General features: G+C 68.4%; 22 protein-coding genes. 14 read left to right on the top strand and 8 right to left on the bottom strand.

From position 1 onward, the window contains the following. Window positions 1-387, bottom strand: a 387-nt coding sequence (locus JOD27_RS44125; RefSeq protein WP_204768381.1) for a hypothetical protein, incomplete at its 3' end; no start/stop codon positions are given. Between the two features lie 5 nt (window positions 388-392). Between JOD27_RS44125 and JOD27_RS44130 the strand changes: the two genes are divergently transcribed. Then, the gene (locus tag JOD27_RS44130) at window positions 393-542 is read left to right on the top strand and encodes a hypothetical protein (protein WP_204768382.1); all 150 of its coding nucleotides are present in this window, start codon (window positions 393-395) and stop codon (window positions 540-542) included. 234 nt (window positions 543-776) lie between these two features. Here the strand turns inward: JOD27_RS44130 and JOD27_RS44135 are convergent, their stop codons facing one another. Further along, window positions 777-2,264, bottom strand: a complete 1,488-nt coding sequence (locus tag JOD27_RS44135; protein WP_204768383.1) for a non-reducing end alpha-L-arabinofuranosidase family hydrolase — start codon at window positions 2,262-2,264, stop codon at window positions 777-779. Between the two features lie 789 nt (window positions 2,265-3,053). Between JOD27_RS44135 and JOD27_RS44140 the strand changes: the two genes are divergently transcribed. Then, window positions 3,054-4,106 (top strand): GGDEF domain-containing protein, encoded by a 1,053-nt coding sequence (locus JOD27_RS44140; RefSeq protein WP_204768384.1) that lies wholly within the window; start codon window positions 3,054-3,056, stop codon window positions 4,104-4,106. 27 nt (window positions 4,107-4,133) lie between these two features. Here JOD27_RS44140 and JOD27_RS44145 read toward each other — a convergent pair whose 3' ends face one another. Next, window positions 4,134-4,388 carry a hypothetical protein gene (locus tag JOD27_RS44145; protein WP_204768385.1) on the bottom strand — a complete coding sequence of 85 codons (255 nt, stop codon included), beginning with the start codon at window positions 4,386-4,388 and terminating at the stop codon, window positions 4,134-4,136. Between JOD27_RS44145 and JOD27_RS44150 the strand changes: the two genes are divergently transcribed. The 7 genes from JOD27_RS44150 to JOD27_RS44180 are packed head-to-tail and all read left to right on the top strand — an operon-like array spanning window position 4,387 to window position 12,013. After that, window positions 4,387-4,725, top strand: a complete 339-nt coding sequence (locus JOD27_RS44150) for a type II secretion system protein (RefSeq protein WP_204768386.1) — start codon at window positions 4,387-4,389, stop codon at window positions 4,723-4,725. The genes JOD27_RS44145 and JOD27_RS44150 overlap by 2 nt on opposite strands. A gap of 49 nt (window positions 4,726-4,774) precedes the next feature. Then, the gene (locus JOD27_RS44155; protein ID WP_307830674.1) at window positions 4,775-5,869 is read left to right on the top strand and encodes a type IV pilus twitching motility protein PilT; all 1,095 of its coding nucleotides are present in this window, start codon (window positions 4,775-4,777) and stop codon (window positions 5,867-5,869) included. Next, window positions 5,866-7,668 carry a GspE/PulE family protein gene (locus JOD27_RS44160; protein ID WP_239571759.1) on the top strand — a complete coding sequence of 601 codons (1,803 nt, stop codon included), beginning with the start codon at window positions 5,866-5,868 and terminating at the stop codon, window positions 7,666-7,668. The genes JOD27_RS44155 and JOD27_RS44160 overlap by 4 nt, the downstream gene beginning before the upstream one ends. 1 nt (window position 7,669) lies before the next feature. After that, on the top strand, window positions 7,670-8,875 hold the full coding sequence (locus JOD27_RS44165) for a type II secretion system F family protein (protein WP_204768387.1): 1,206 nt from the start codon (window positions 7,670-7,672) through the stop codon (window positions 8,873-8,875). After that, entirely contained in the window at window positions 8,872-9,327 is a 456-nt protein-coding gene (locus JOD27_RS44170) for a type IV pilus modification PilV family protein (protein WP_204768388.1), read from the top strand. Before JOD27_RS44165 ends, JOD27_RS44170 begins: the two co-directional genes overlap by 4 nt. After that, window positions 9,297-9,959: a PulJ/GspJ family protein gene (locus JOD27_RS44175; RefSeq protein ID WP_307830675.1), complete on the top strand. Its 663-nt coding sequence runs from the start codon at window positions 9,297-9,299 to the stop codon at window positions 9,957-9,959. Before JOD27_RS44170 ends, JOD27_RS44175 begins: the two co-directional genes overlap by 31 nt. Further along, the gene (locus tag JOD27_RS44180; protein ID WP_204768389.1) at window positions 9,956-12,013 is read left to right on the top strand and encodes a hypothetical protein; all 2,058 of its coding nucleotides are present in this window, start codon (window positions 9,956-9,958) and stop codon (window positions 12,011-12,013) included. The genes JOD27_RS44175 and JOD27_RS44180 overlap by 4 nt, the downstream gene beginning before the upstream one ends. Before the next feature lie 6 nt (window positions 12,014-12,019). Here JOD27_RS44180 and JOD27_RS44185 read toward each other — a convergent pair whose 3' ends face one another. Together JOD27_RS44185 and JOD27_RS44190 are read right to left on the bottom strand one after the other, a co-directional pair. Then, the gene (locus JOD27_RS44185; protein ID WP_307830676.1) at window positions 12,020-12,814 is read right to left on the bottom strand and encodes a prepilin peptidase; all 795 of its coding nucleotides are present in this window, start codon (window positions 12,812-12,814) and stop codon (window positions 12,020-12,022) included. Window positions 12,815-12,908: 94 nt separating this feature from the next. After that, window positions 12,909-16,820: a PAS domain-containing hybrid sensor histidine kinase/response regulator gene (locus JOD27_RS44190; RefSeq protein ID WP_204768390.1), complete on the bottom strand. Its 3,912-nt coding sequence runs from the start codon at window positions 16,818-16,820 to the stop codon at window positions 12,909-12,911. A 58-nt stretch (window positions 16,821-16,878) separates the two neighbouring features. Between JOD27_RS44190 and JOD27_RS44195 the strand changes: the two genes are divergently transcribed. After that, complete coding sequence (locus tag JOD27_RS44195; protein WP_204768391.1) at window positions 16,879-17,241, top strand: Hpt domain-containing protein; 363 nt, start codon at window positions 16,879-16,881, stop codon at window positions 17,239-17,241. An 81-nt stretch (window positions 17,242-17,322) separates the two neighbouring features. Next, on the top strand, window positions 17,323-18,912 hold the full coding sequence (locus tag JOD27_RS44200; RefSeq protein ID WP_204768392.1) for an ATP-binding response regulator: 1,590 nt from the start codon (window positions 17,323-17,325) through the stop codon (window positions 18,910-18,912). Here the strand turns inward: JOD27_RS44200 and JOD27_RS44205 are convergent. Next, window positions 18,888-21,635 (bottom strand): sensor domain-containing protein, encoded by a 2,748-nt coding sequence (locus tag JOD27_RS44205; protein WP_204768393.1) that lies wholly within the window; start codon window positions 21,633-21,635, stop codon window positions 18,888-18,890. The two genes, JOD27_RS44200 and JOD27_RS44205, sit on opposite strands and share 25 nt — an antisense overlap. 115 nt (window positions 21,636-21,750) lie before the next feature. On the opposite strand from JOD27_RS44205, the gene JOD27_RS45720 reads away from it, so the two are divergent. The 3 genes from JOD27_RS45720 to JOD27_RS44215 all read left to right on the top strand — a co-directional run bounded on the left by JOD27_RS45720 (window position 21,751) and on the right by JOD27_RS44215 (window position 24,217). Next, complete coding sequence (locus JOD27_RS45720; protein WP_307830677.1) at window positions 21,751-22,182, top strand: DUF6431 domain-containing protein; 432 nt, start codon at window positions 21,751-21,753, stop codon at window positions 22,180-22,182. Continuing rightward, entirely contained in the window at window positions 22,130-23,269 is a 1,140-nt protein-coding gene (locus JOD27_RS44210) for a beta-ketoacyl synthase N-terminal-like domain-containing protein (RefSeq protein WP_239571764.1), read from the top strand. The genes JOD27_RS45720 and JOD27_RS44210 overlap by 53 nt, the downstream gene beginning before the upstream one ends. A gap of 195 nt (window positions 23,270-23,464) precedes the next feature. Then, window positions 23,465-24,217, top strand: coding sequence for an SIMPL domain-containing protein (locus tag JOD27_RS44215; protein ID WP_204768395.1), 753 nt, complete (start codon window positions 23,465-23,467; stop codon window positions 24,215-24,217). 152 nt (window positions 24,218-24,369) lie between these two features. Here JOD27_RS44215 and JOD27_RS44220 read toward each other — a convergent pair whose 3' ends face one another. Beyond that, window positions 24,370-25,164 (bottom strand): sigma-70 family RNA polymerase sigma factor, encoded by a 795-nt coding sequence (locus JOD27_RS44220; RefSeq protein ID WP_204768396.1) that lies wholly within the window; start codon window positions 25,162-25,164, stop codon window positions 24,370-24,372. A gap of 137 nt (window positions 25,165-25,301) precedes the next feature. Beyond that, the coding region (locus tag JOD27_RS44225; RefSeq protein WP_204768324.1) for a proprotein convertase P-domain-containing protein at window positions 25,302-25,396 on the bottom strand (95 nt) is incomplete at its 5' end.

Genomic DNA, 25,396 nt, shown 5'->3' on the forward strand with positions numbered 1-25,396 from the left:
GTTGAACGCGTTCGAGATCGCCTTCGACGGCCGTCTGGCCATAGGCCGCAAGTAGTTTCCTTCAACCCGAGTTACACCGCTCGTTTGACAGACCCCCCCGGACCCCCCGTCGTGGGTTGGGACCGTCTGTACAGCGCCCTGCCGGGGGCACCACAAGGATGAGAACAGGGTCGTCACCCGATGGGTGACGACCCTGTTCCGCATTCTCTTGTTGCACTGCTGACGGCCTTGCCGTGCAGCGTCGAGCGTGATGACCGACGCGTTCTGGGCGGTCCGGCTGGCGGCGGTGATGGTGTTGGTGTCGCGGTTGTGGCGAATCTCCAGCCGGAGGGCTTCGAACAGCGCGCGGGCCAGCTCGTCGGGTAGCTGGTCGACTTCGATCTTCACCCCCGATGGCTGTGATCATGGAGTTCAGCGCTCGCGAGGCCCGTGAAGTGGTGATGCGGATGCGGTGGCTGATGTTCGAGATCCAGTTTGCTGCCGGTGATGCGGCGCAGTCGCGGGAGTCGGCCTTCGTCCGCAACGCCGACTTCGACCTGTGAACGGTGACCGAACAGGTCCTGCTTCACAACCACACCTGGGACACCACGGCCGGCGCCGTCACCGCCAGTACGAGGCCGCCACCATCCCGGTTCTCAGCGTGCGCGGGGCGGGCTCGGCCTTGTACCGAGCCCGCCCCTCCAGCTCCACCCGTTCCTGATCGCTCGCCCGGTTCGGCGTACGTCGTTCCCGCGAACGTCCGGAACACCGGAGCTGGAACTGCGTCACACCACCGGCTAGCGCTGCAGTGTCAGCAGGCCCGGCCGGTAAGGCAGGAGGGGGTAATCCATGCCGTCGGAGCTTTGAGCGCGCCCCTGGTAGAGGAACTGCAGATTGCAGGGGTCAACGGTCTTGGTCTGATCAGGGTTGGTGCGAACCAGATCGCCGTGGCTGACGTCGTCGGTCCAGGTGGCGCCACTGTTGGCCTTGCCGGCGAAGGGGTTGCTCTCGGTGACGGCCTGCGGTGTCCACGTACCGTCGAGGCTGGTGGCGGTGAACGAGCGGAAGTAGCGCTGCGCTTTCGGCCACGCCCCTCGCGCCTCGACGATCATGAGGTACTGGTTCTGGCCCTGGACCTTGTAGACCTCGACCGCTTCGAACAGGTTGTCCTGCGTGTCGCTCATGATCGTCGTGTAGTTCGAGCCGAAACTGCCCGGGAAGTTCCCGATGGGCATGCTGGCGCGGTAGATGTTGCCGTTGTCGCCGGCGAAGAACAGGTACATGGTCGTGTCGTCGGCGATGAGGGTCTGGTCGATGGGGGCTGTGACGGGGACGCTGCCCGTGAACAGCGTCTGCGGCGCGGACCAGCCGTTGGGGTTGGTGGGATCGCTCGAGGTGCGGTAGGAGAAGGCCGGCCCGTCCCACTGGTAGGCGAGCACCCAGATGTTCTTCGGGGCGAAGTAGAACAGCGTCGGCGCGACGGCGTTGAACGACATCGAGTTCTGGGTGGCGGTGGCCATGTCGGACCAGTTCGTGAAGGGGCTGAAGCTCATCGAACTCCAATTCGACTGGCTGTCGCTCGTCGTGCCGTAGACGACGTGCTGGCCGTTGTGGACGACGTGGGTGAAGTCCTTGAGCGAGACCCACCCCGACTTCGGGGTCGCCAGCGGGCCCGTCGACGACCAGCGGTACGTCGACGGCAGCGTGCAGGTGCCGCTGCCCCCATCAACCCGGACGAGTTGCCACTGCTGGTTGCTGCCGTTCCAGTCGCCCCACTGCACGACGCCGGCGCCGTCGGCGGTCGACAGGCCTTGCACCTCGACGGCCTTGTTGCTGTTGCGGTTGATCAACCGGACGTACCCGTCGGGGGAGTCGGCCAGCCGGAACTGCTGGTTGGTGCCGTTGCCGTCGGCCCACTGCACGATCGCGGCACCGTCCGTTGTCGACCAGTTGAAGACGTCGAGCACCTTGCCGGAGTGCCGTGCACGCAGCCGGTAGTAGCCGCCGCCGGAGTCCACGAACTGGAACTGCTGGTTGTTGGCGTTGGTGCGGGTCCACTGGACGAGGTTGGCGCCGTCGGCCGTGGACGCGCCGTTGACGTCGAGGGCCTTGCCGCTGTTGCGGTTCACCAGTACGTACCAGGCGGTGGTGTCCACCGTGGCGGCCGACGCCGGCGTCGTGGCCACCGTGAGCAGCCCACCCACGAACGCCGCCGCCGCGGCGGCGGCCAACCCCGACCGCAACCGACGACGCCACCTCGCGGTGCGCGCAAACCCAACCGACATAGCGTCTTTCCTTTCACCATTGGGATCGCCGACATGAGGCGGGCCGCATCGGCGCGGACGCCGACGACACCCGCGCACGGACAACTGCCCCGAAAGGGGGTGTTAGCGTTAACACTTTCCGAGGACGGTCCGTACAGGAATATGCGTGGGGATAGGTACTGACTAGCTGACCGGCAGTGCGGCTGAACGCACCACGTGGACTGTGAGCGATAACATCGATCGCGTCAAGATGTAACGGGAAGGTTTTCGCAGGAAGTCCCTTATGAGACGCTGGACCTCGCCGAGGCGGCGGCCGTCAAGCTGACCTCAGCCTTTCGTCAACCGTCGATCAAGGCCGCGATCCGGGCAGGTGGTCTCGGGGAGAGGTTCGCCGGAGTTCGCCGACATGCTGATGGCCCGGCATGGCGGCCGGGGTCCTCCGGCGGCTGCTCATCGGGACGTGGGCCGGTGGTCAGGTGATTGGTTGCGGTAGCGCGGTCAGCCGCGTGAACGCGTCGACCGGGCCGCGACGTGTAGCAGCCGATCACGGAGGAAATCCCGGCCGTGAGCGCCGGGCGCCCTGCTGCCGAAGAAAGTGCACGGCGATGAATGCGTCCGCACGGCTGCGGAATGCTTTGGATGCCGGACGTGTCCGCAACAATTGAGCATCGATGTGCCCCTGGAGGGTTCGGCTCCACGCATTCAGCCGATACCCGGATCATCATCCAATCGATAAGACGAATCGACACTTACCGGGGAACCACCTCGGCGACCAGGAACAATCGCGGCGACCATCTCTAGGCTCGGACAGTGCCCATCTTGCGTTGGCTCCAGCAGCGCGGCCGTCCCGCGTCGCGCCAGGCCGGTGCATTGTTCGCACTCGCCGGCCTCGTCGCGCTGCCCGGGATGCTGACACTGCCCGAGCAGGCGTGGTTGCTGCTCGAGATCTGCGCGGCCGATCTCACCTGCGCCGCAGTGGCCTGGCTGCTGCCGTGGGAGCGATGTTCACCGCTCTGGCCCGCGGTTTTGTCGGTGCCCGCGTTGGCGATCATCGCTCTGTCGACGTGGGTGATGGGCGGCTTCGTCAGCGGGACCGCCCCGTTCCTCCTTCTGGTGTTCGTCTGGATGGGGATGAACTTCCCGGCTTGGGTGATCTGGGCGATAACGCCGCTGGGCACCATCTCCTACGTCGTGCCCCTGATCCTCACTCAGTCACACCACGTGGTGGTCGGCAGCGTGTTCCTGATGATGCCGGTGGTCGTCGGCATCGCGCGGCTCGTCGGCAGGCAGATCGCGTCGCTCGAACAAGCCAGGGACGACCTTGCGGTCGCGCATGAGGAGGCTGTCCGCCTCGCCCGCACCGACCCCCTCACCGAGGTTCGCAACCGGCTGTCTCTCAACGGCGACCTCACGGCGATCCATGCTCGTGCCGTCCGGAACCACTCCCCGTACTCGGTCGCGCTCTACGACGTCGACTTCTTCAAGCGCTACAACGACACCCAGGGCCATCAGGCGGGTGACGAGGTGCTCCGCCGGGTCGCGGCCGCCTTCACCGCGACGGTCCGGGCGGGCGACCAGGTGTACCGGTACGGCGGTGAGGAGTTCCTGGTCGTGTCGCCCGACCAGGACCTGGCCGACGCGGAACGCACGGGCGAACGGGTCCGGGCGGCCGTGGAAGCACAGCGAATCCCCCACCCCTCAGGCGTGCGCGACACGGTCACGCTCAGCGTCGGAGTCGGCGGGTTCGACCCCGACCGCCCTCGAGACTCCGCGGAGGTGCTCCGCGAGGCGGACCAGGCGTTGTACCGCGCGAAGCGGAACGGTCGCAACCAAGTCTGCTCGGCGAGCGTGCCTGCGGAGTGAGACCGACGCGGTCCGCGGCGGCTTCGGCTATTCGAAGGCCCCTGCGAGTTGCAGATCGGGTGCAAATCGGGTGCAGATTTCGATGCCCCGTTGGGTATCCCCAAAATTGGCGATTATTCTGCCGTTCACGCGCGCGGCGAGTCCGTACTTGTCGCGCCAATGAATGAACCTGGCACGGAGGACCTGCACGATTCTGTTGCCGGCGTCACGATGAAAAGGCGTGTGGCGGATCGGTATCGCCTGCGCTACCGAAGTGATGCGATCCCCCAGGGAGAACGACATGAGTCGAGGTATTCGAGCGGTTGGCCGGACCGAGGACGGGTTCACGCTCATCGAGCTGTTGATCGTCATCGTCATCCTCGGCGTGCTCGCGGGCGTCACCGTGTTCGCCGTGCAGGCGTTCAACAAGGAGGGCCAGACGGCCGCCTGCAAGGCGGACAAGAAGAACGTGGAAGTCGCCGCCGAGGCCTACCTCGCGAAGAACGGCACCAAGGCGGCGGACATCGCCGCCCTCGTCGCGGCGAACTACCTCAAGGAACTGCCGTCGACCGGCAACGGCTACACGATCACCTACGACGGCACCACCGGCGTTGTCACCGCGACCGGCGCGTGCACCTGATGCCGGTGCGGCACGAAGTCCGTTGACCGTCTTTCAGAGGAGGCTTGTCGTGGAGGTTGACGACCGGCGTAAGGATGTCGACGCGCTGCTCGACGTGTTGTCCGCCGCCGGCGGCACCGACCTTCTCCTCACCGCGGGTATGCCGCCCCAGATCAGGGTGCAGGGCCTGCTGCGTCCCGTCGAGGGACAGCGAGCGCTCACGGGCGACGACACCGAGGCGATGCTGGGAGAGCTGCTCACGCCGGAACAGTCGGCGGCGTGGGCAGCTCGTCACGAATACGACTTCTCCTTCGGGTGGCGTGGCCGCGCCCGCATCCGCGGCAACGCGTTCAGCCAGCGTGGACACACCGCGCTGGCCTTGCGGATGATGCCCAGGCAGATCCCCTCCATGGAGGAGCTGCGGCTGCCGCCCGTGCTGCGTGAGTTCACCCGCAGGCACAACGGACTGGTGCTGGTCACCGGGCCGACCGGTTCCGGCAAGTCGACCACGCTGGCAGCGTTGATCAACCAGATCAACCACCACCGCGCCTGCCACATCCTCACCATCGAGGACCCGATCGAGTACGTGTACGAGCATCGGCGCTCGGCCGTGAACCAGCGAGAGGTCGGCACCGACACCTCGTCCTTCGCCGAGGCCCTGCGCTCGGCGCTGCGAGAGGACCCCGACGTCGTGCTCGTCGGCGAGATGAGGGATCTGGAGTCCATCCGGTTCGCGCTCACCATCGCCGAGACCGGTCACCTCGTGTTCGCGACTCTGCACACCAACGACACAGCGCAGGCACTGGCCCGCATCGTCGACGCGTTCCCTCCCGAGCAGCAGGCACAGGTGCGCGTCCAGCTCTCCGCGGCACTCACCGGGATCGTCTACCAGCGGCTCCTGCCTCGCATCGGCGGAGGGCTCGTCGCCGCCCACGAGGTGCTGGTGGCGACCACCTCGGTGCGCAACCTCATCAGAGAAGGCCGCACGCACCAGCTGCGGAACGCTCTCGTCACAGGTCGAAGGGACGGCATGGTGACTTTCGAGCAGTCCCTGTCCGAACTGGTGGTCGCCGGTGAGGTCGACTACGAGGAAGCGGTCGCACGGAGCCTCTACCCCAACGACGTCACGGCGCATCCGCGGCCGCGCGCGAGCGTGCAGTCATGAGGCTGGGCAAACGCGACAGGCCGGCCCCCCAGCCCCCGGCCGCGACTCCGAAGCACACGGAGGCGGCCCCGCCACAGGACGGGGCCTCGCAGGATCTGACGATCGTCTCGGGTGGCAGCAGGCTCGGCGAGATGCTCATCGACGCCAACCTGGCCACGCGCGAACAGGTCACCGACGCGCTCGAGGCCTCCCACCGCGCCGGCGGTGTGCGTCTGGGCGAGTACCTGGTCGACCAGGGCGCCCTCACCGAGCGGACGCTGGCCGAGATGGTCGCGAAGCAGCACTCGCTCGACGTGGTGGACCTGCGTGAGGTGACGCCGGATCCAGCCGCCATCGAGGTCCTCGCCGAGGAGACCGCACGCGCCCTGATCGCGATCCCGATCGAACTCCACGGCGACACGATCGTCGTCGCCGTTGCCGCGCCGTCCCAGGCCACGATCAAGATCCTCGGCGACGTCACCGGCCTGTCGGTGACGGTCAAGGTCGCCGCGCACTCGGACATCATGGCCGCGATCAGCCGCAGCTACCGGGCACTGGCCGGGGTCGGCTCGAAGGTCGAGGCGTTCGAGGAGAGGGACCGGTTGCGGCGGGAGGTGGCCGAAGCCACCGAGACTGTCGTCGCGAACGAGAACGCCCCCGTGGTGCAGGTCGTGCAGATGATCATCACGCAGGCGCTGCGCGACCGTGCGTCCGACGTGCACATCGAGCCCCAGCAGAACCGGGTGCGCGTGCGCTACCGGATCGACGGCGCGCTGCACCACGTGCTCGACCTGCCCGAGTCGATGGGCCCGGTGGTCGTCAGCCGGATCAAGATCCTCGGCGGCATGAACATCGTGGAACGTCGTCGTCCTCAGGACGGCCAGATCAGCATGGACGTCGAGGGCCACGAGGTGGACATCCGGGTCTCGACCACGGCGGTCGTCGGCGGCGAGAAGGTCGTGCTGCGCCTGCTGGACAAGAGCAGGCCGCTGTTCCGGCTGGAACAGCTCGGCATGCACGACGTCACGGCCCTGCGCTACAACGCCCTCCTGCGCTCCCCGTACGGCATGGTGATCTGCGCGGGCCCCACCGGCAGCGGCAAGACCACGACCCTCTACGGCTCGCTGCGAGAGCTGAACAGCCCTGACCGCAACATCATGACGATCGAGGACCCGGTCGAGTACGTCTTCCCGTCGATCAACCAGATCCAGATCAACGAGCAGGCGGGCATCACCTTCGCCGGCGGCCTGAAGTCGATCCTGCGACAGGACCCCGACATCATCCTCGTCGGCGAGGTCCGTGACGTGGACACGGCTCGTATCGCCGTCCAGGCAGCGCTGACCGGCCACTTCGTGCTGTCGTCACTGCACGCGACGGACGCGGCGTCCGCGCTGCACCGCCTGCTGGACATGGGCATCGAGCCGTTCCTGGTCGCCTCGTCGGTGACCGCGGTGGTCTCCCAGCGCCTCGTTCGCCGGGTGTGCAGCTACTGCATCGAGCAGTACCAGCCGCCCGCCGAGGAACTCGCGCTCTTCGAGTCGATGGGCGGCCGCACCCCGAAGGACGGATTCGTGCGCGGCACCGGATGCAACTTCTGCGCCCGCACCGGCTACCTGGAGCGAATCGGCGTCTACGAGCTGATGCCGGTCACCGACGCGATCCGGGAGATGGTGCTGAACCGCGCCCCGCACGACGAGATCCGCAAGACCGCCCGGCACGAGGGCATGCGGACCCTGCAGGAGGACGCCGCCCGCCTGATCGAGGACGGTGTCACGAACCTCGGCGAGGTGCTGCGCAGCATCTACGTGATGGGGAGCTGAGATGCCCAGATACGCCTACGTCGCCATCGACTCGGACGGACGGCCCGCGAGCGGCCTGCAGCGATCCGTCAACCGGGAGGCCGCCGAGGCGGCGTTGCTGGAGCAGCAGCTGCGCGGCATCCAGCTCACCGAGCGGCGCAGTGTCCTCGACGTCGAGCTGACCCCGCGGCGGGTCAAGCGCGAGGAGGTCATGCACCTGTCCCGGCAGCTCGCCGCCTTCATCCGAGCGGGACTGCCGATCATCGACGCGGTGCACAGCCTCGGCGCGGAGGCCTCCAACCCGTCCGTGCGCCGCATGATGAGCGACGTGGAGGACGGGCTGCGGCGCGGTGACTCGATCTCCGACTGCCTCGACCACCACCCGCGGATCTTTCCCGAGTTCTACCGGGGCATCCTGCGTTCGGCCGAGGTCACCGGCCAGCTCGACACCGTTCTGGAGCAGCTCGCGAAGTACCTCGAACGTGACCTGGAGGCGCGGCGCAAGATCAAATCCGCGTTGGTGTACCCGTCGGTGATCGTGCTGATGGCTGCCGCGACGGTGAGCGTTCTGGCGGGTTTCGTCCTGCCGCGCTTCAAGACCTTCTTCGCGAGCATGAACGCCACGCTTCCGTTGCCCACCCGGATCCTTCTCAAGATCACCGACTTCATCACCCAGTGGTGGTGGGCGCTGATCGGCGGTGTGGTCGCGGCTGTCGTCCTGTACCTGCTCGCCGTCAGAACACCCGGCGGCCGCTATGTCAGGGACTACCTGCTGCTGAAGGTGCCGGTGATCGGCACCGCGGTGGAGTACGCCCTCGTGGAGCGGTTCTGCCGCATCCTGTCCTCCATGGCGCGCGCGGGTGTGCCGCTGCCCGAGGCGCTGCGGGTGGCGACCGACTCCCTGCGCAACGTCCTGTTCATGCGCGCGCTCTCCCACGTCGCCGAGGCGATGATCGAGGGCGAGGGTCTCGCCGGCCCGCTCGCCGCGACCGGCCTGTTTCCCGGTACGGCGGCGCGCATGATGCGCGTCGGCGAGGAGACCGGCACGTTCGACGTCCAGCTCGAGGTCACCGCCATCTACTACGAGGGCGAACTGGACTACAAGCTGAAGAAGCTGACCGCGTTGTTCGAACCCGCGGTGATCGTCGTCATGGGCTTGATCGTCGGCTTCGTCGCTGTCGCGCTGGTGTCCGCGATGTACGGCATCTTCGACCAGGTGAACACATGATGGCCGCGCGTGACGGCGGCGAGACGCTGATCGAACTGGTCGTCGCGGTGTCCATCATGGGTGTGGCGCTCGTCGCGGTCATGGCCGGGCTCGGCACCAGCGTGCTGGTCTCCGACGTCCACCGAAAGCAGGCCACCGCGGGCTCGGTGCTGCACAACTACGTCGAAGCGATCAACGCCGCGGTGACCGGTGGCGGCTACGTCAACTGCGCCCCGTCGTCGGCCTACGCCTCACCGGCCGGCTTCACCCCGCCGTCGGGCTACAGCGCCTCCGTCGTGTCCGGCTCGATGCGCTACTGGAACGGCAGCGCCTGGCAGTCGGCCTGCCCCGCCACCGACACCGGGCTGCAGCAGCTCACCGCCAGGGTCGCGAGCGCCGACGCCCGCGCGGCCGAGACGGTCGTGCTGACGCTGCGCAAGCCGTGCCGACCGGTGGACCCGCCGTGCGGCTGACCGGCCGCCGCGACGACGCGGGTCTCACTGTGATCGAGCTGCTGATCGCCATCGCGGTGCTCGCGGTGATCACCGTGCCGCTCGGCAACGCGGTCATCGGGTTCCTGCGCAGCTCGGACGAGGCGGTCGAGCGGATGGTCCTGTCCCACGACGCGCAGATCAGCGCGGCGTACTTCGCACGCGACGTCGCCTCGCTCGGCATCCGGGACTACAGCGGCGACGTCGACGCCAGCGGCACCGTGCCGTTCAAGGCGTCCGTCCAGACCGCGGCGGCGTTCAACGCGGGCGGGTTCGTCTGCGGAAGCGCCGCTACGCCCACCGCGGCCGTCCGGTTCCTGTCCGACAACTGGAACACCTCGGGCTCGACCGCGGTCGTCGCCACCGACGTCGTCGCCTACTACCTGCGGGCGGTGGGGTCGGTCTCCGAGCTGCACCGCCTGAAGTGCGCGGGGGCGACCGTGTCGGACATCGTGATGGCCCACAACGTCGACCCGGCAACGGTTTCGGTCACCTGTTCCAGCACCTGCACGGGCACCGCGGCACCGGAACAGGTGACGCTCTCGTTCACGGTCCGTTCTCCGAAAGCCATTCCCTACCCGATCGCCCTGACCGGTCAGCGGAGGCAGACATGATCCGGCGGACCCGGCGTGACGACAGCGGCGCCTCGCTGATCCTCGTCCTCATCATCGTCACCGTGATCGCGCTGTGTCTGTCGGCGCTGCTGTTCTTCTCCGACACCAACCTTCGCGCGACGATCGCCCTGCGCGACCAGGCCGCCACGGTCTCCGCCGCGGACGCCGCGATGAAGTCCGCGATCAACACGCTGCGCGCCGGCACCTACACCGCCGCCCCCGGCGAGCAGTGCTTCGGTGGCGGCAACACGCTGTCCCTTCCGCTGATCTCCGGGCAGGACTCGGCCGCGGTCACGTGCACCGGCGAGGCGGCGAAGGTGCTGATCCACTGCCCGTCGGTGGCCCAGTGCAACCGGCCCGGCGCGGCGCTGCTCACCCTCGGCCGAGTCCCCGGCGAGGACGGTGTGCGCATCGAACAGCCGACGACCTCCGTGTTCCGCGTCCACGGCACCGTCTTCTCGAACTCCACCCTCAACGTCGTGAACGGTTCCCTCACCACCAATGCCGGCGTCTACGCCCGAGGGGCCTGTACGGGCGCCGTGCAGAGCACTCCCCCGCCATCGTGCAACTACAGCGCGGCGAACGCGCTCGGTGACGACCCTGGCTACGCACCCGAGACGTCGACCGCTCCCCCCTGGCGCGCACTGCCTCCGTGCACGACACCGAGCTCGGTCGTCGCGTTCGAACCTGGCTACTACGACGACGCGAAGGGCCTGACCGACATGATGGCGGGCAACAGCGCGTGCCGTTACAGCACCTGGTGGTTCAAACCCGGCGTGTACTACTTCGACTTCCACAACGCCGGCGCCGACCGCAACCCGCTGCTCAAGCCGTCGGAGAACGTGTGGACGATCGACGACGGCAGACTGGTCGCGGGCACGCCGAGCGCCCCTTCCGGGGTACCACCGGTGAACGTCCAGATCCCGGGAGCGTGCGACAACCCGATCGACGGCGTCAACGCCGGCGGCGTGCAGTTCATCTTCGGTGGTGACAGCCGGCTCGCGGTGAAGTCCGGACAGGCCGAGATCTGCGGCACCTACAGCACCAGCCGACCGCCAGTGGCCGTGTACGGGCTGACCAGCGGCACGGCACAGACCGTCACACTGACCGGAACCACGACCCTCAAGCCCACGACCGTCACGGACGCCGGGCAGTTCGGCACCACAACCGCCACCACGTTCGCCGACGCCGACGGGTCCGTCTTCGGGACGTGGAAGTTCAAGAAGGGCGACCCCGCCACCGGCACGGTGACCGTGGGCGGTTTCGCCCCGCCGGCACCGATCCCGGCCGGTTCCGTGCTGAGGTCCGCGACGGCGAAGGTGGTGCACCGGCACAACGACTCAGCCGCCACCGATCCCGTGTCGGTGACCGTGACGCCGAACGGGTCGACCGCGGTGACCGGCACCGCCACCGGACAGGCCGGCTCGTCGTCGTGGCGGACCGACGCCATCCCGCTCGACACGGCGGGCACCGGTTCCCTGGCGAAGGCGGTGAACGCCGGTACGTTCACCGGCGCCACGATCGCGGTGTCGGTCTCGACGAACTCCAAGGCGAGCGACAACGTGGACATCGACGCGATCCAGCTCGACCTGAGCTACACACCCCCGGCACTGCGCGCGGCGAGCGGTTGTGTGGTCGCCACTCCCTACACCGCCTCTGGCTCCTCCGCCTGCGCACTGATCAACCTGGTCAACAACTCCGGCAACCAGTTCTACGTCCAGGGCACGACCTACGCACCACTGGGTGTGGTGGACCTGACCCTCAACAACGCCGCGGAACAGGTCTTCCGCTTCGGCACGATCGCCAGAGCAGTGTGGATCAAGGAGACCGGCAGTTTCGCCTACACCGGCCCGGTGATCGAGGTACCGGACGACACACCGGGCTTCGGCGTGAGCGCGTACCTCAACGCCTACGTGTGCCCGAAGTCGACGAGCTGTTCGGCGACCGGCACACCGGCACTGCGCAGCCGCGTCGCGATGTTCGACTCCGACACGGGCTCGCCGCCGGTCCGGCGCAGGAAAGTCGCGGTGCTGAGCTGGTCGACTCCGGGGTGACAGTGGTCAGAAAGCCCTCAGCAGCCCCAGATAGGCCTCGGCGATCGGTCCGGCGGCGAACACGGCCGTGAGCGCACCGACGATCATGAACGGGCCGAACGGGATCGCGGTCGTGCGTCCGGCGCGTCCCGCGGCCATCATCGCCACACCGGTGACGGCGCCCAGCACGAACGCACCGAAGGCGCCGATCACCAGAGCCGACCACGACAGGTAGGCCAGCACTCCCCCGACGACACCGGCCAGCTTGACGTCGCCGAACCCCATTCCGCGCGGATGCAGGAGTACCAGTGCCCGGAAGAAGCCGTACAGCACGGCGGCGCCCACGGCGGCGCGGCCCAGGGACCACCAGTCGTGCCGTACCGCCGACGAGGCCGTGAGCAGGATCGCCGTGACCGGGTAGGCGGGCAGGACGAGTGCGTCGGGCAGCCGGTGGTGCTCCAGGTCGATGACCGAGAGCGCGATTCCGAGCGCGGCGAAGTAGAGATAGGCGGGCAGTGCGCTGAGCAGCGGTCCGTCGGCCAGGAGCCGGGTGATCGCGATGAACAACGCCGCCGTTCCGGCTTCCAGCAGTGGATTGTGCAGGCCGGTTCGCGCGCGGCAGTCGGCGCATCGGCCTTTCAGCACCACCCAGCCGACCACCGGGATGTTGTGCCGGCTGCGCACCTGAGCGCCGCACGCCTGGCAGCGCGATCTCGGCCTGACAACGGACTGTCCACTTGGGACACGGTCGACGACCGTGGTGAGAAACGAACCGACGAGCAGACCCAGCACCGTCACGGCGACAAGCAGCACTACGGTCACGCACAATGCCTTTCCGCGGCCGGGCCAGGGTTTCGAACGTAACCGGCGGCCGACCGTCCACTGTGGTGCATACCGAATTCGGGGGATGGCCGGATCAGACCGTGCTGCCGACGCACCACTCGTCGAGAGCGCGGCGCAGCTTGCCGGTGTCGATGGGTTTGGTGAGGTAGTCGTCCATGCCCGCGTCCAGGCAGCGCTGACGGTCCTCGGCGAGTGCGTGCGCGGTCATGGCGATGATCGGGATGCGCCTGCCGCCCTGCTCACGCCTGCGCAGCTCGGCAGTGGCGGTGTAGCCGTCCATTCTCGGCATCTGGCAGTCCATCAGGATCGCCACGTACGGCTTGGTGCCCGCGAGTTCGAGGACCTCCTGCCCGTCCTGGGCGACGTCCACCTGGTAGCCCATCCTGGTGAGCGTCTCCACGGCGACCATCTGGTTGATCTCATTGTCCTCGGCCAAGAGGATCAAGCCCCGGCTCTCGGCGGTGGTCGCCTCCACCGACTCACGTGGAACGGGAGGGCGGGCGTCCGGGGTGAGGATCTCCAGCAGGCAGTTGTAGAGCTGCGACGGGCCGATCGGCTTGGACAGCAGGGCCGCCGCGCCCGCGGTCTCGGCCTGCCGGTCCTCGTGGTAGAGACCGGAAGTCAGCAGTACGACCTTGACCGGCGGGATGTCCGCATCACCCGCGATGGCGTGAATCAGGCCGATGCCGTCGAGGTTCGGCATGTGCTGGTCGACCACTGCCAGCCCGAAGGGACGACCGGTTCGCGCCGCCTCGCGCAGATGCTCGAGGCCCGCGAGACCGTCGGACACCGCGGTCGGGTCCATGCCCCACGCCTTGGCGTGCCTGCTGATCAGGTGCAGGTTGGTCGGGTTGTCGTCGATCACGAGCAGCCGGTTGCCGGTCATGTTGCTGCGCAGCGGGAGACGGAAGTGCTGCGCCAGCGGGAGCAGCCCGGGCGAGAACTCGAGGGTGAACCAGAAACGGCTGCCCTGCTTGAGCTGACTGGCCATGCCGAGGGTGCCGCCCATGAGCTCCACGAGCTGCCGGGTGATCGTCAGCCCCAGTCCCGTGCCCCCGTATCGGCGGGTGCTGGCGGCGTCGGCCTGGGAGAACGGTTCGGTGAGACGTGCCAGGTCCTCCGGGGCGATGCCGATGCCGGTGTCGAGAACGGTGAAGGTGATCCGGGGCCTGTCGCCCTCCTGCGGTTCCGCCCGCAGCAGGACGTTGCCCTCCTCGGTGAACTTGACGGCGTTGCCCAGGAGGTTGAGCAGAGCCTGGCGCAGCCGGCCGTCGTCACCGCGCAGCGTGGTCGGCAGGTTCGGCGGGTAGTCGCACACGACTTCGATCTGCTTGTCGCGGGCGGCCTGGGCCACCGCCTGGACGACCTCCTCGAGGACCCTGTCCAGTTCGAAGTCGGTTTCGACCAGCTTGAGCTTGCCCGCTTCGATCTTGGAGAAGTCCAGGATGTCGTTGATGATCGACAGCAGTGCCCGGCCGGAGGTCCTGATCGCCTCGGTGTAGCGCCGCTGAGACGGTTCCAGCGGGGTTTCCAGCAGGAGGTCGGCAAGACCGATCACGCCGTTCATAGGCGTGCGGATCTCGTGGCTGACCATGGCGACGAACTGCGTCTTGAGCTGCGCGGCGGCCACTGCCTTGTCGCGGGCGTCGGCCAGCTTCTGTTCGGCCTCGCGGCGTTCGCTGATGTCCCGGATCGCCGCCGAGACCAGCGTGCCCTGCTCCGTGTCCAGCGGAGCGAGGCTGATCTCCACGGGGATCTCGCTGCCGTCCTGGCGCAGGCCGGCCAGCTCGATGCCGGTGCCCATCCTGCGGTGCACCGGGTCCTTCAGGTAGCGCTGGCGGTGGCCGACGTGCCTTTCCCGCCGCCGTGCCGGAATCAGCAGTTCGATCGACTGGCCCACCAGGTCGTCGCGGCGGTAGCCGAAGAGGCGTTCGGTCTGCTCGTTGACGAGCACTATCGTGCCGTGCTCGTCGACGATCAGCATCGCGTCGGGCGCGGCGAGCACCAGCTGCTGGAACCGTTGTTCGGCTTTGATGCGCTCGGTGACGTCGCGGGCGATGGACGAGACACCGATGATCTGTCCGGTGCTGTCGCGGATCGGTGAGGTGCTCACCTCCACGTGCACACGGCTGCCGTCCTTGCGGACTCGCACGACGTCGTGCAGCCGGATCGACTGTTCGCCGCCGGCCTGCTGGAGCCGGCTGAGCTCGTCGCGTTCGCCGGTGGGCACGATCAGTTCGATGGACCGGCCGACAGCCTCCTCGGCGGTGTAGCCGTACTGGCGTTCCGCGGCCGGGTTCCAGCTCGTGATGACGCCGTCGAGGGTCTGGCCGATGACGGCGTCGTCGGTGCTGTTCACGATGGCGGCCAGGCGTGCGGCGGCGTCGTCGGCCGCGCGCTGTGCGGTGGTGTCACGGGCCACGGCGTAGACCAGTCCCTCGTCCAGGATGGGGACCGCGTTCCAGTTGAGCCACCGGTAGGAGCCGTCGCGGCAGCGGTACCGGTTCTCGAACATCACCGTGCTCTGGTTCAACGCGATCTGCCGGGCGCTTTCGGCAGCGGTCCGCTCCACGTCGTCGGGATGGATGAAGTCGAGGTACGGCTTGCTCATCAGTTCCTCGACGGTGTAGCCGAGTACGCTTTCCCAGGCGGGGTTGAGGTGCTTGAAGTAGCCGTCGGTGCCCGCGATGCACAGCAGGTCGGTCGAGATGCCGAAGAAGTGGTCGAGCCGCTCGGCAGCTCGTTGCCGAGCGGCCTCGGCACTGTTGCGCGCAGTGAGATCGCGATAGCTGCTGACGATCAGCTGGGTTCCCTCGGTGGGGTGCACCTTCGTGGTGGTCACCTGAACGGCGATCTCGTCTCCGTCCTTACGGCACACGAGAACGTCCTGCTCGGCATCGTCCTCGACCGAGGGGCAGTCGTGCGGCAGCCACGGATACGGCGGTTCGATGCCGACCACGTCCTCCTTGGCGTACCCGGTGATCTCGCACCAGCGGGGGTTGACCTCCAGGATCTTCCCGGCGGAGTCGGCGATGAGCACACCCTCGCGCAGTGACCGCAGGACCGTGCGGTTGAAGTCCCGTTCCCCGCGCAGCTCGGCGAGCAGCTTCCGCTGGGCCCGATCGGCTCTGTCCAAACCGGACCCCGCACGAAGGAACACGGCGTACAGAATCAGGACCGTCGCGGCGGTGGACACGGTGACCACGGTGGTTTTCGCGGCGAAGTCCGCGCTGCCCAACGAGTTCAGCAGCAGGCCGAACAACACGAGCAGCAAGGTCAGCGCCAGCCTCAACTGCCTCAGTACGGCTCCACCCGCACCGCTGCCGAGGTACACCCTGGCCGTCGTCCGGTCCGGACGGCACGCCACCAGGCCGGTGGAGAGGGCGATGAGGCACAACGCCGTGTTGAACGGCATCTGGCCCACCCGCGAGTCACCGGACAGGTAAACGATGCCGTAGGCGTGGCCGAGCAAAGCGACGACGGCGACGAGAGCGCCGGCCGGAGCGAGGACGGCTGAAGGCCGGTACCCACGCCTGCCATCGGTGTCCAGCAACACCAGCGCGAGGCCGGACAGCACGAACGCGACCGCGGTGTGCGGTGACAGACGTCCGGGAAAGTCGGTGACCGCCCACTCCCTGGCACGCGCCGGAAACAGCAGGGTGTCGATGCCGAGGTGCAGACCGGTCAGGTACTCGGCCAGCACGAGTGCCCCGACCAGCGCCACCACCAGGCCGAGCGCCTGGCCCGCGCGACGCCGCGGAGTGCTCGCCGCCTCGGGTGCGATCAACCACAACCCGATCGCCGAGAGTATGAGCGTCAGCGTCGTGAGCGACCTCATCGTGGCGGTGCCGGGAAACATCGACGCCAGGATCCGCACGCCCGTGGCGTGCCCGAGCAACGCGATGCCGCTGATCACGATCACGATCACCACGCTCGACCCGACGATGCGTGAGGACCGAAGCGATGCGCTTGCCGAGTACTCCATGCGGCGTAATGTAGGAGCGAAAAGTTGCAATACTCACACCCCGCAAGGGTGAATCACCATGACCATCTCGGACGAGAACCTGCGTTCGGCGATCGCCGAACGACTGGCCCAGCTCCGGTTCGGGCGTCCCGCCGAACCGGGTGACCTCGCCGCACGCGTGCTGAGCGCGTTCCACACCGCGGCGCCCCGCCACATCGACGCCATCGCGGCAGCCGTCGCCGCCGGGGACGCCAAGACGGCCAGGGAGCAGGCACACGACCTGACCAGTCTCGCGGGCCACATCGGTGCCGTCGACGTGGTGAACTCCTGCGGTGAGCTCAGCCTGCGGCTCAAGGCCGGCGACATCGCGGGCGCCGAGTCGGTGGTCGCCGAGCTGCGCACCGGTTACGAGCGCGCAAGTCATGCCACCGCAGGGATGTAGCGCTCCGTACAAGATCGAGTTGCACGTCGTCCCCGCATCCCTACGGTGACGAAATCCGTTGACGTACCAGGAGATGAGCGCATGGCGACGGTCCTGATCGTCGACGACCTACCGATCAACCGTGACCTGATGCGGACCCTGCTCACCCACCACGGACACCGGGTGCTGGAGGCCGGCGACGGGGTGGAGGCGCTGGATCGGATCACCGACGAGATTCCCGACCTCGTGGTGACCGACGTGATGATGCCGCGGATGGACGGCTACCAGCTCGTGCGCGAGCTGCGCGCCAGGCCGGAGACGGCCGGAGTCCCGGTGATCTTCGCGACCTCCAACTACCTGGACCACGAGGCTGCCCCGCTCGCACTCGGGTACGGCGTCCGCCACGTCGTGACGAAGACCGACGAGCCAGGAAAGCTGCTGGAGGTCGTGGATGCGGAGCTGGGCGGTGATCGGACCCGCGAGCCGATCCCGATCGACGAGGGCGTCACCCGCGAACACCTGCGCATCGTCAACACCAAGCTGGTCGAGAAGGTCCGCGAGACACAGCGCAGCGAACAGCAGTTCCGGTTGATGGCCGAATCGGCCCCGGTGGGGATCCTCCTCGTCGACGCCGAGGGAAAGGCGGTCAACGTCAACACCCGGCTCACCACGATCCTCGGGCGGCCGGCGGATCAGCTGACCGGCCTCGCGTGGCAGAACGCCATCGGCCTGGACGGCGACCGCGAACTCGCGGAGGTGCTCGCGGGCAGGCAGGACGGGCTGACCCGGACCAAGTGGCCGATCGACCCGCCCGGCGGCGGCTGGCTCGACATAAGCCTGCGCAACGCCTACGACGAACAGGGTCTGATGGTCCAGTGCGTCGGGGTCGTCGACGACATCACGGAGAAGATCCGGGCGGAGGAACGCCAGCGCGAACTGGACCACCGGCTGCGGGTGGCCGAGAGGCTGGAGAGCCTCGGGCAGCTCGCCGCCGGCGTCGCGCACGACTTCAACAACGTCCTGACGTCCATCCTCGGCCACGCGAGCATCGCCCAGGAGACGACCGAGGCGGCCGCGGAGCGCGGCACCGTGGATCCCGCGGTCGCCGAATCGCTGAGGAAAAGCCTCGACGGCGTGATCCGGGCGGGTACCAGAGCCACCCGCCTCATCTCCCAGCTGCTCGCGTTCGGCCGGCCCGACATCGCCGAGCCCGAGCCGGTGGACGTCAACGAGTTCCTCGACGAGATCGAGACGCTGCTCGAGCCGCTGCTCAGCTCGATGATCAAGATCGTCAAGGACCGGGACGCCGACCTGTGGCAGATCTTCGTCGACGGCGGTCAGCTGGGCCAGATCGTGCTCAACCTCGCGGTGAACTCACGGGACGCGATGCCCACCGGCGGCACGATCGTCCTGCGCACCCGCAACCACGTCGTGGACACGGACACAGGTCCACTGGCGCCGGGCCGCTACGTCCAGCTCTCCATCGCGGACTCCGGGCACGGCATTCCCGCGGACGTGCTGGAGCACGCGCTCGATCCGTTCTTCACCACCAAACCCGTCGGGCAGGGCACCGGGCTCGGGCTGGCCACGGTGTACAACATCGTCCGCCGCTACGGCGGCGAACTTGTCATCTCCTCGATCGTCGGCGAGGGCACGACGATCGACGTCTACCTGCCCGCCGTGGCCGGCTGACCCTCCGGCAGGCGATCCGGCAAGCGGTCCGGCAGCAGGTACGGCGAGGTGGGCTTGCCCAGGTGGAAACCCTGCACCTTGTCGCAGTCCAGCCGGCGCAGCACCTCCAGCTGATGGGCGGTCTCCACGCCTTCGGCGACGACGGTGAGGTTCACCGCGTGCGCCATCATCACGATGCTGCCGACGATCGCCTCCGCCTCCCGGCTCTCGCCCAGTGCGGAGACGAACGACTGGTCGATCTTCAGCTGGTCGATCGGCAGCTTGCGGAGCTGGGCGAGCGATGAGTAGCCGGTGCCGAAGTCGTCGATGGCGAGCCGTACCCCGAGACCGCGCAGCGACCTGAGCGTGCGGGACGCGACCGCCGGATCCCTCATCAGCGCGTTCTCGGTGATCTCCAGGCAGAGCGTGTTCGGGGCGATGCCGGTCGTGTGCAGGACTTCCTGCACCGCGGCCACCAGCCGGGGGTCGTCGAGCTGGCGCGGCGACAGGTTCACCGCGAGATCGCAGTCCGTCCCGACCATGGACCGCACGACGCCTGCCTCCCCGGTCGTCGTCCGCAGCACGTGGTCGCCGACCAGGTTGATCAGGTCGCTCTCCTCCGCGAGCGGGATGAACTCCGCGGGAGAGATGGGTCCGTGGATCGGGTGCGTCCAGCGCAGGAGCGCCTCGACCGATGCCACGCGGCCGCTCCTGAGATCGGCGATCGGCTGGTACACGACCGAGAGCTGCTCGTTCGCCGCTGCCGCGCGCAGATCCCCCTCGAGTTGGAGGCGGCGCTGCATCTTCTCGCGAAGGTCGACGTCGAAGAACACGTACCGGCCCCGGCCATGGGACTTCGCCTGGTACATCGCCACGTCCGCGTCCCGCAACAGGTCCTCGCCGGAACGCGGATCACCGGGCATGGCGAGGACGATGCCGATGCTCGCGTCGAGGTGGAGCTGCCGCCCGTCGACCTGCATGGGGGCGGCGACGGCATCGCGCAGGTGCTCGGCGAGCCCGCGCACGTCGTCCGAGCAGACGTCACGGACGACGACCACGAACTCGTCACCGCCGAGCCGGCCCACGAGGTCGCCACCGCGGACGCACCTGCGCAGCCGTTCGCCGACGATCCGCAGCACCTTGTCGCCGACGGCGTGCCCGAGCGAGTCGTTGATGACCTTGAACTTGTCCAGGTCGACGAACAGCACCGACATCCTGCCCATCCGCGTCGTCAGGTGCCGGATGACCAGTGTCCGGTTCGCCAGTCCTGTCAGTCCGTCGTGCGTGGCATCGTGCTCCAGGCGGGCCGCGATCGACTTGCGCTCGGTGATGTCGGTGAACGAGATGACCACGGAGGCGGGATAGGTGTTCAACTGATTGAGTGGACGACAGCTCACCGACAGCCAGATGTCCTCGCCGTCGGCCCTGCGTAGGCGGACGACGCGCCCGTTGTGCGGCAGCCCCGTCCGCCGGGTCTGTACGCACGGATACTCCGATTCCTGCAGGCGGGCACCTTGCTCGTCGTACAGCGGGCAATCGGTCGTGCGCGAGCCGACGATGCGATCCTCGCGGATGCCGAGGACCCGTTCCGCCGCCGGGTTGGCGGACTCGACCAGACCGTCCGGGCCCACCACCAGGACCCCTTCCTCCAGTGAGGCGACGACCGTCGTGAAGTGCTGTTCCGCCCGGCGCCGCGCGGTCTCGTCCGCGCACACCAGCACGTAGCCGTCGTCCATCTCGGCGGCCGACACCCTGATGACGAGCGTGGTGCCGTCGGAACGGCGGTGCACCGCCCGGTCCATGCCACCCAGGCGCACGATGGCGGCGGGATCGAGCCGCGCGCCCACCAGGTTGCCGACCGGCTTGCCCACGGCGTCGGCCGCCGCACGCCCGTACACCGTCTCGGCGGCGGGGTTCCACGTCGTCACGATGCCCTCGGCGGTGGTCGCGATGATCGCGTCGCTGACATGTGCGACCAGTGCCGCCTGGTAGTGCAGAGTGGCCTCCGCGGCCTTCTGCGCGCTCACGTCACGCAGGATCACCTGGTACGCGGGCCTGCCCTCCCAGGTCGTCCGCACGGACACCAGCTCGACGTCGATCGTGCTCCCGTCGAACCGCACGATGGTGGCATCGGAGGGCTCGGTGGCCGCTCCCGGTGCGGTCAGCCCGCTGAGCCGCCGCATCATCTCCGGCACCGCGTCCGGATGCACGCAGTCCCTGATCAGGTGGCCGACGACCTGGTCCGCCGAGCTCGCACCGAGGAAGCGGACCCCCGCGGGGTTGGTGTAGGTCAGCACTCCCGCCTCGTGCACCACGATCGCGTCGGGGCTGAGCTCGACGAGCAGCCGATAGCGGTCGGCGAGGTCGGCGAGCGCCTGCTGGTCCGCGTGCCGCCTCGTGACGTCGGTGGCAACACCTGTCAGGCTCCTCGCCGTCGCGTCGCCGGACACACAGGCCCGCAGCTGGATCCACCTCATGGTGCCGTCCGGCAGCGAATAGGGCTGTTCGAGCGCGAAGTCCTGCCACACCGAGGCGGCGCGGGCGGCGACGACCACCGGTTCGATCAGGCTCACGAGCCGGGCGCGGATCTCGGTGTCCGCCTCGTCCGGCACACCGAGCAGATCGGCCATTCCCGGCATCCACGTGGCCGAGTTGGTCGTGAGGTCGAACCACCACATGACCGCGGCGTCGGCCGACGGCGCAAGGTCGACGACGTCCTGGTCGAGCTTCACCTCGATGTCCATACCTCTCTTAGCGGCAGGTACAGGACCGACCTGACGAGAATTGGGCATGAATGTGACTGACGGGACAAATGCGCTGCTTGAGGAGTCGCTCCACGCTGGACGACTCAGCTGCCCCGTGTGCCGTGGAGCGCTGCGGCCCTGGGGAAACGCGCGCGAACGCGTGGTGCGGTTCCGCGGTGTCGCGGACCGGAAGGTGCGCCCCCGCCGGGCCAGGTGCGCCGACTGCCGCCGCACCCACGTGCTGCTGCCGGACTGGATGGTGCGACGCCGGGCGTACGCGGCGCCGGTCATCCTCGAGGCGATCGCGGCGCACGTGGCCGGCAAGGGCTACCGCCGGATCGCGCTGCTGCTCGGCCTGCCGGAAACCACCGTGCGGGACTGGCTGCGCGCTTTCCGCCGCAACACGAGTCCGCCCCATGCCGCGGCACGGATCTCGTCAGGTCCTCCGAACCCGATCCGCTCTGAGGGGCATAACCCCGAGGAAAGGACTGGACATGATCGGCATCTGTGGCATCGGAGTGGTCAGCGGATACGGCTGGGGCCGTGAGCCGCTGTGGGACGGGCTCGTGAGCGGTAAGCCCTCCGCCCACCTGGTCGGCGGTTACGGAGCGGACGACGCGTGGGTGTCGCTCGTCCCGGACGGCGGCTCTTCCGAGGACGGGCCGAGCCGGTTCGCGCGGGCGATGCGGGCCGCGGCACGAGAGGCGATCGCGGACGCCGGTGACCACGGCTGGCGTCCAGGACGGCGGGTCGGCCTGCTGCACGCCGTCGTGCTCGGCGAAGTGGACCTCTGGCGCGACTTCTACCTGACCCGTGACCGGGACGTGTCCAAGCGGGACTTCGTCGCGCTCATGCCGTCGACGCCGATGTCGACCCTCATGAAGGAGTACGGGTTCCACGGCCCGGCGATGAACGTGTCGGCGATGTGCGCCTCCGGCAACGCCGCGCTGATCACGGCGAAGTCGTGGCTCGACGCCGGCGTGGTGGACGACGTGGTGCTGGTGGCCACCGACCTCTCCGCCACCCCGGAGAACGTGAACCACTTCGTGCGGCTCGGCGTCGCGGTCTCCGACACCGACCCACTGGACGGATGCCGTCCCTTCCAGGAGGGCAGTCGCGGGTTCGTCTTCGGCGAGGCGTCGGTCGCGATGGTGCTGTCGAAGCACAGCTCCACGCCGTACCTGCACGTGCTCGGTGGCGCGATGTCACACGACGCCCACCACGTCACCTCGATCGAGCCCGGGCTGGCCCAGGTGATGACGTGTTTCCGGGACGCGCTCGCCAACTCGGGCGTCGACGCCGGCTCCGTGCGGTACCTGAACGCCCACGGGCCCGGTACCCGGCAGTGCGACCAGGCGGAGGCGGCCGTGGTGGAGACGCTCTTCGGGCCGCACACCGAGATCTACTCGGTCAAGCCGCTGACAGCGCACTGCCAGGGTGCGGCTTCCGCGATCGAGGTGGCCGCCGCCGCCATCGGGTGCGAACGAGGGATCGTGCCCGCACCGCCCACGGTGGCGAGGGCGCACCCGCAGCTTCTCGACGGTGCCACTCCCCTGGTTGACGGGATCACGGTGAAGTCGTCGCTCGGCATGGGCGGCCACAACTCCGTCGTGGTGCTCGCGCCCCCGAGCTGACCACGCCCGACCAGCCGAATGCCGTCATGACCACCCCGAGGCGAGGTGGTCATGACGGCTTGACGCCCGATCGTGGCGATCTGTCACTCGTTCAGTTCCAGGAGTCCGAGTTGGTGTTCACCTACGACCTGGTGGTGGTCGAGGCTGATCGTCCGGATGCTTCAGCACACCGCTCTCCGAGAGGACCCTGTCATCGTGTTTCCGTTCAACGACGGCACCAATTCCGTCCGTGCCACCCCTTCTGCGCTCAGGCGGCTCGTGGGGGTAGGCGCACTCGCGGTGGCGTGCCTGGTCACCGTGTCCGTTCCCGCACAGGCGGCCGAGTCGGGCACGGTCGCCGTCAGCGGACACGGCAAGGCATCGGCGGTACCGGATCTGGCCGTCATCAGCGTCGGTGTGGAGGTCAGGAAACCCACGGCCACGGAAGCCGAGGCGGCGCAGTCCACGGCCGCGCGAGCGCTGCTGGAGGCCGTGCGCGCTCAGGGTGTGTCCGATCGCGACATCCGAACCGAGAACATGTGGCTGAACCCCGTCTACGAGTCCGACCAGGCCGGCGGCAACTCACATCTGGCGGGCTTTCAGGCAGGTCAGGCCTTCACGGTGAAGGTGCGGGACGTGTCGAGGACCGGGACGGTACTGCACGCTGCCGTGGCCGCGGCCGGGGACGCCGGGCGGATCAACTGGATAACCTTCGATCTCGAGGACCGCGCGGCACTTCGCCACCAGGCCCGCGCCGCCGCCTTCAAGAACGCCCACGACGCGGCCGCGCAGTACGCCGAGCTCAGTGGCCACCGGCTGGGGGACCTGGTGTCCGTGAACGAAGCCGCCGCAGGTGGCGCATCGCCGGTTCAGGTCTTGGCCCAGGCGGCCGACAGTGCGCAGGTGCCGGTGGCACCGGGTCAGATCAAGGACGAGGTCGTCGTCGACGTGGTGTACCGGCTGCGCTGACGAGCACTTTCCTGCTACCAACCGGGCTTCGTGAGCGCCGCGACCGTCCGGTGAACGTGGACGAAGTTGGGTGTGGAAAGCAGCGATTCGATCAAGGGTTGGTGGTACTTGCAGGCGCCAACCAGCACAAACGTATGGAGGAGCGGCCAGACTCAGGCAGCGAGACGGCTGCGGAGCGTGCCACGCGTGGCCACCTCCGCGAAATACGCCTCACGTTTGCGCGCTGCCCTGCCGGACGGCGGCTCGGCCACCAGGTCACGGTCGAGCTGCGCGTTGACCCCGTCCCGGAGCAGCGCGAGTGCCTCGGCGCGCATGTGCGAGACGCGGGACTCGCCGACACCCAGTTCCGCCGCGATGTCGGCCATCGAGCGGTCCTGGAGGAAGTACCTGATGACGACGGTGCGGAGGTTGGCCGGCAGAGCGTCGATCGCGTCCCGCAGGTAACCGAGCCGCTCACGCAGCAGCACCACGTCCTCTGGGCCGGGCGCCTGCTCACGGACGAGGAGATCCGCGGTCTCCTGGGTGACGCCCTGGAGGCTGACCGTCGCCGCCCGCTGCACGTCGTGGTGCCACGCGGCCACCTCGCGCTCGGACACCCCGAGCAGCTGCCCGAGCTCGGCCGCGGTGGGCGTGCGGCCGAGTGCCGCCACCAGATGGTCCTCGGCGGCCTGGAGCTCGCGGGCCCTGGTCCGGACCGAGCGGCTCGCCCAGTCGAGGGTGCGGAGGTGGTCGATCAGTGCGCCGCGCACCCGGACGCAGGCGACCTGCGCGAACGGCGCGTCGCCCCGGTAGCTCCGCGCGCACGCGACCAGCGCGGTCAGCCCCGCCGACAGGAGGTCGTCCCGGTCGATGTGCGCCGGCAACCTGCGGGCCAACTGCCGAACCTCGCGTTCCACCAGGGAGAGGTGGCCGCTCACGAGTGCCTCGACTTCGCTGATCAGTGCCATGAGAGAAGTGTTCGAGCGCTCGGTGAGCACGGTGGTTTCCGCTTGGGTGCAGAACGGTTGTAGGAATCCGAAACCTGCTCACGCCGAAAACACCCGATGGCGGGAGGCCACCGGGCGTTTTCGCTGGATGAACGGATTCAGAAGGTGAGCTGCCAGGCGTCGAGGTAGCCGGCGTCGGTGGTGCGGTAGAGGTCGGAGATCCGCAGCTTCCAGGTGCCGTTGGCGAGCTCGC

Source organism: Lentzea nigeriaca (assembly GCF_016907955.1).
Lineage (GTDB): Bacteria > Actinomycetota > Actinomycetes > Mycobacteriales > Pseudonocardiaceae > Lentzea > Lentzea nigeriaca.

Coding starts and splice junctions, on each gene's coding strand:
- JOD27_RS44130 (WP_204768382.1), top strand. CDS start 393: ATGGCTGTGATCATGGAGTTCAGCGCTCGCGAGGCCCGTGAAGTGGTG.
- JOD27_RS44135 (WP_204768383.1), bottom strand. CDS start 2,264: ATGTCGGTTGGGTTTGCGCGCACCGCGAGGTGGCGTCGTCGGTTGCGG.
- JOD27_RS44150 (WP_204768386.1), top strand. CDS start 4,387: ATGAGTCGAGGTATTCGAGCGGTTGGCCGGACCGAGGACGGGTTCACG.
- JOD27_RS44145 (WP_204768385.1), bottom strand. CDS start 4,388: ATGTCGTTCTCCCTGGGGGATCGCATCACTTCGGTAGCGCAGGCGATA.
- JOD27_RS44160 (WP_239571759.1), top strand. CDS start 5,866: ATGAGGCTGGGCAAACGCGACAGGCCGGCCCCCCAGCCCCCGGCCGCG.
- JOD27_RS44165 (WP_204768387.1), top strand. CDS start 7,670: ATGCCCAGATACGCCTACGTCGCCATCGACTCGGACGGACGGCCCGCG.
- JOD27_RS44170 (WP_204768388.1), top strand. CDS start 8,872: ATGATGGCCGCGCGTGACGGCGGCGAGACGCTGATCGAACTGGTCGTC.
- JOD27_RS44180 (WP_204768389.1), top strand. CDS start 9,956: ATGATCCGGCGGACCCGGCGTGACGACAGCGGCGCCTCGCTGATCCTC.
- JOD27_RS44190 (WP_204768390.1), bottom strand. CDS start 16,820: ATGGAGTACTCGGCAAGCGCATCGCTTCGGTCCTCACGCATCGTCGGG.
- JOD27_RS44195 (WP_204768391.1), top strand. CDS start 16,879: ATGACCATCTCGGACGAGAACCTGCGTTCGGCGATCGCCGAACGACTG.
- JOD27_RS44200 (WP_204768392.1), top strand. CDS start 17,323: ATGGCGACGGTCCTGATCGTCGACGACCTACCGATCAACCGTGACCTG.
- JOD27_RS44205 (WP_204768393.1), bottom strand. CDS start 21,635: ATGGACATCGAGGTGAAGCTCGACCAGGACGTCGTCGACCTTGCGCCG.
- JOD27_RS44210 (WP_239571764.1), top strand. CDS start 22,130: ATGATCGGCATCTGTGGCATCGGAGTGGTCAGCGGATACGGCTGGGGC.
- JOD27_RS44220 (WP_204768396.1), bottom strand. CDS start 25,164: ATGGCACTGATCAGCGAAGTCGAGGCACTCGTGAGCGGCCACCTCTCC.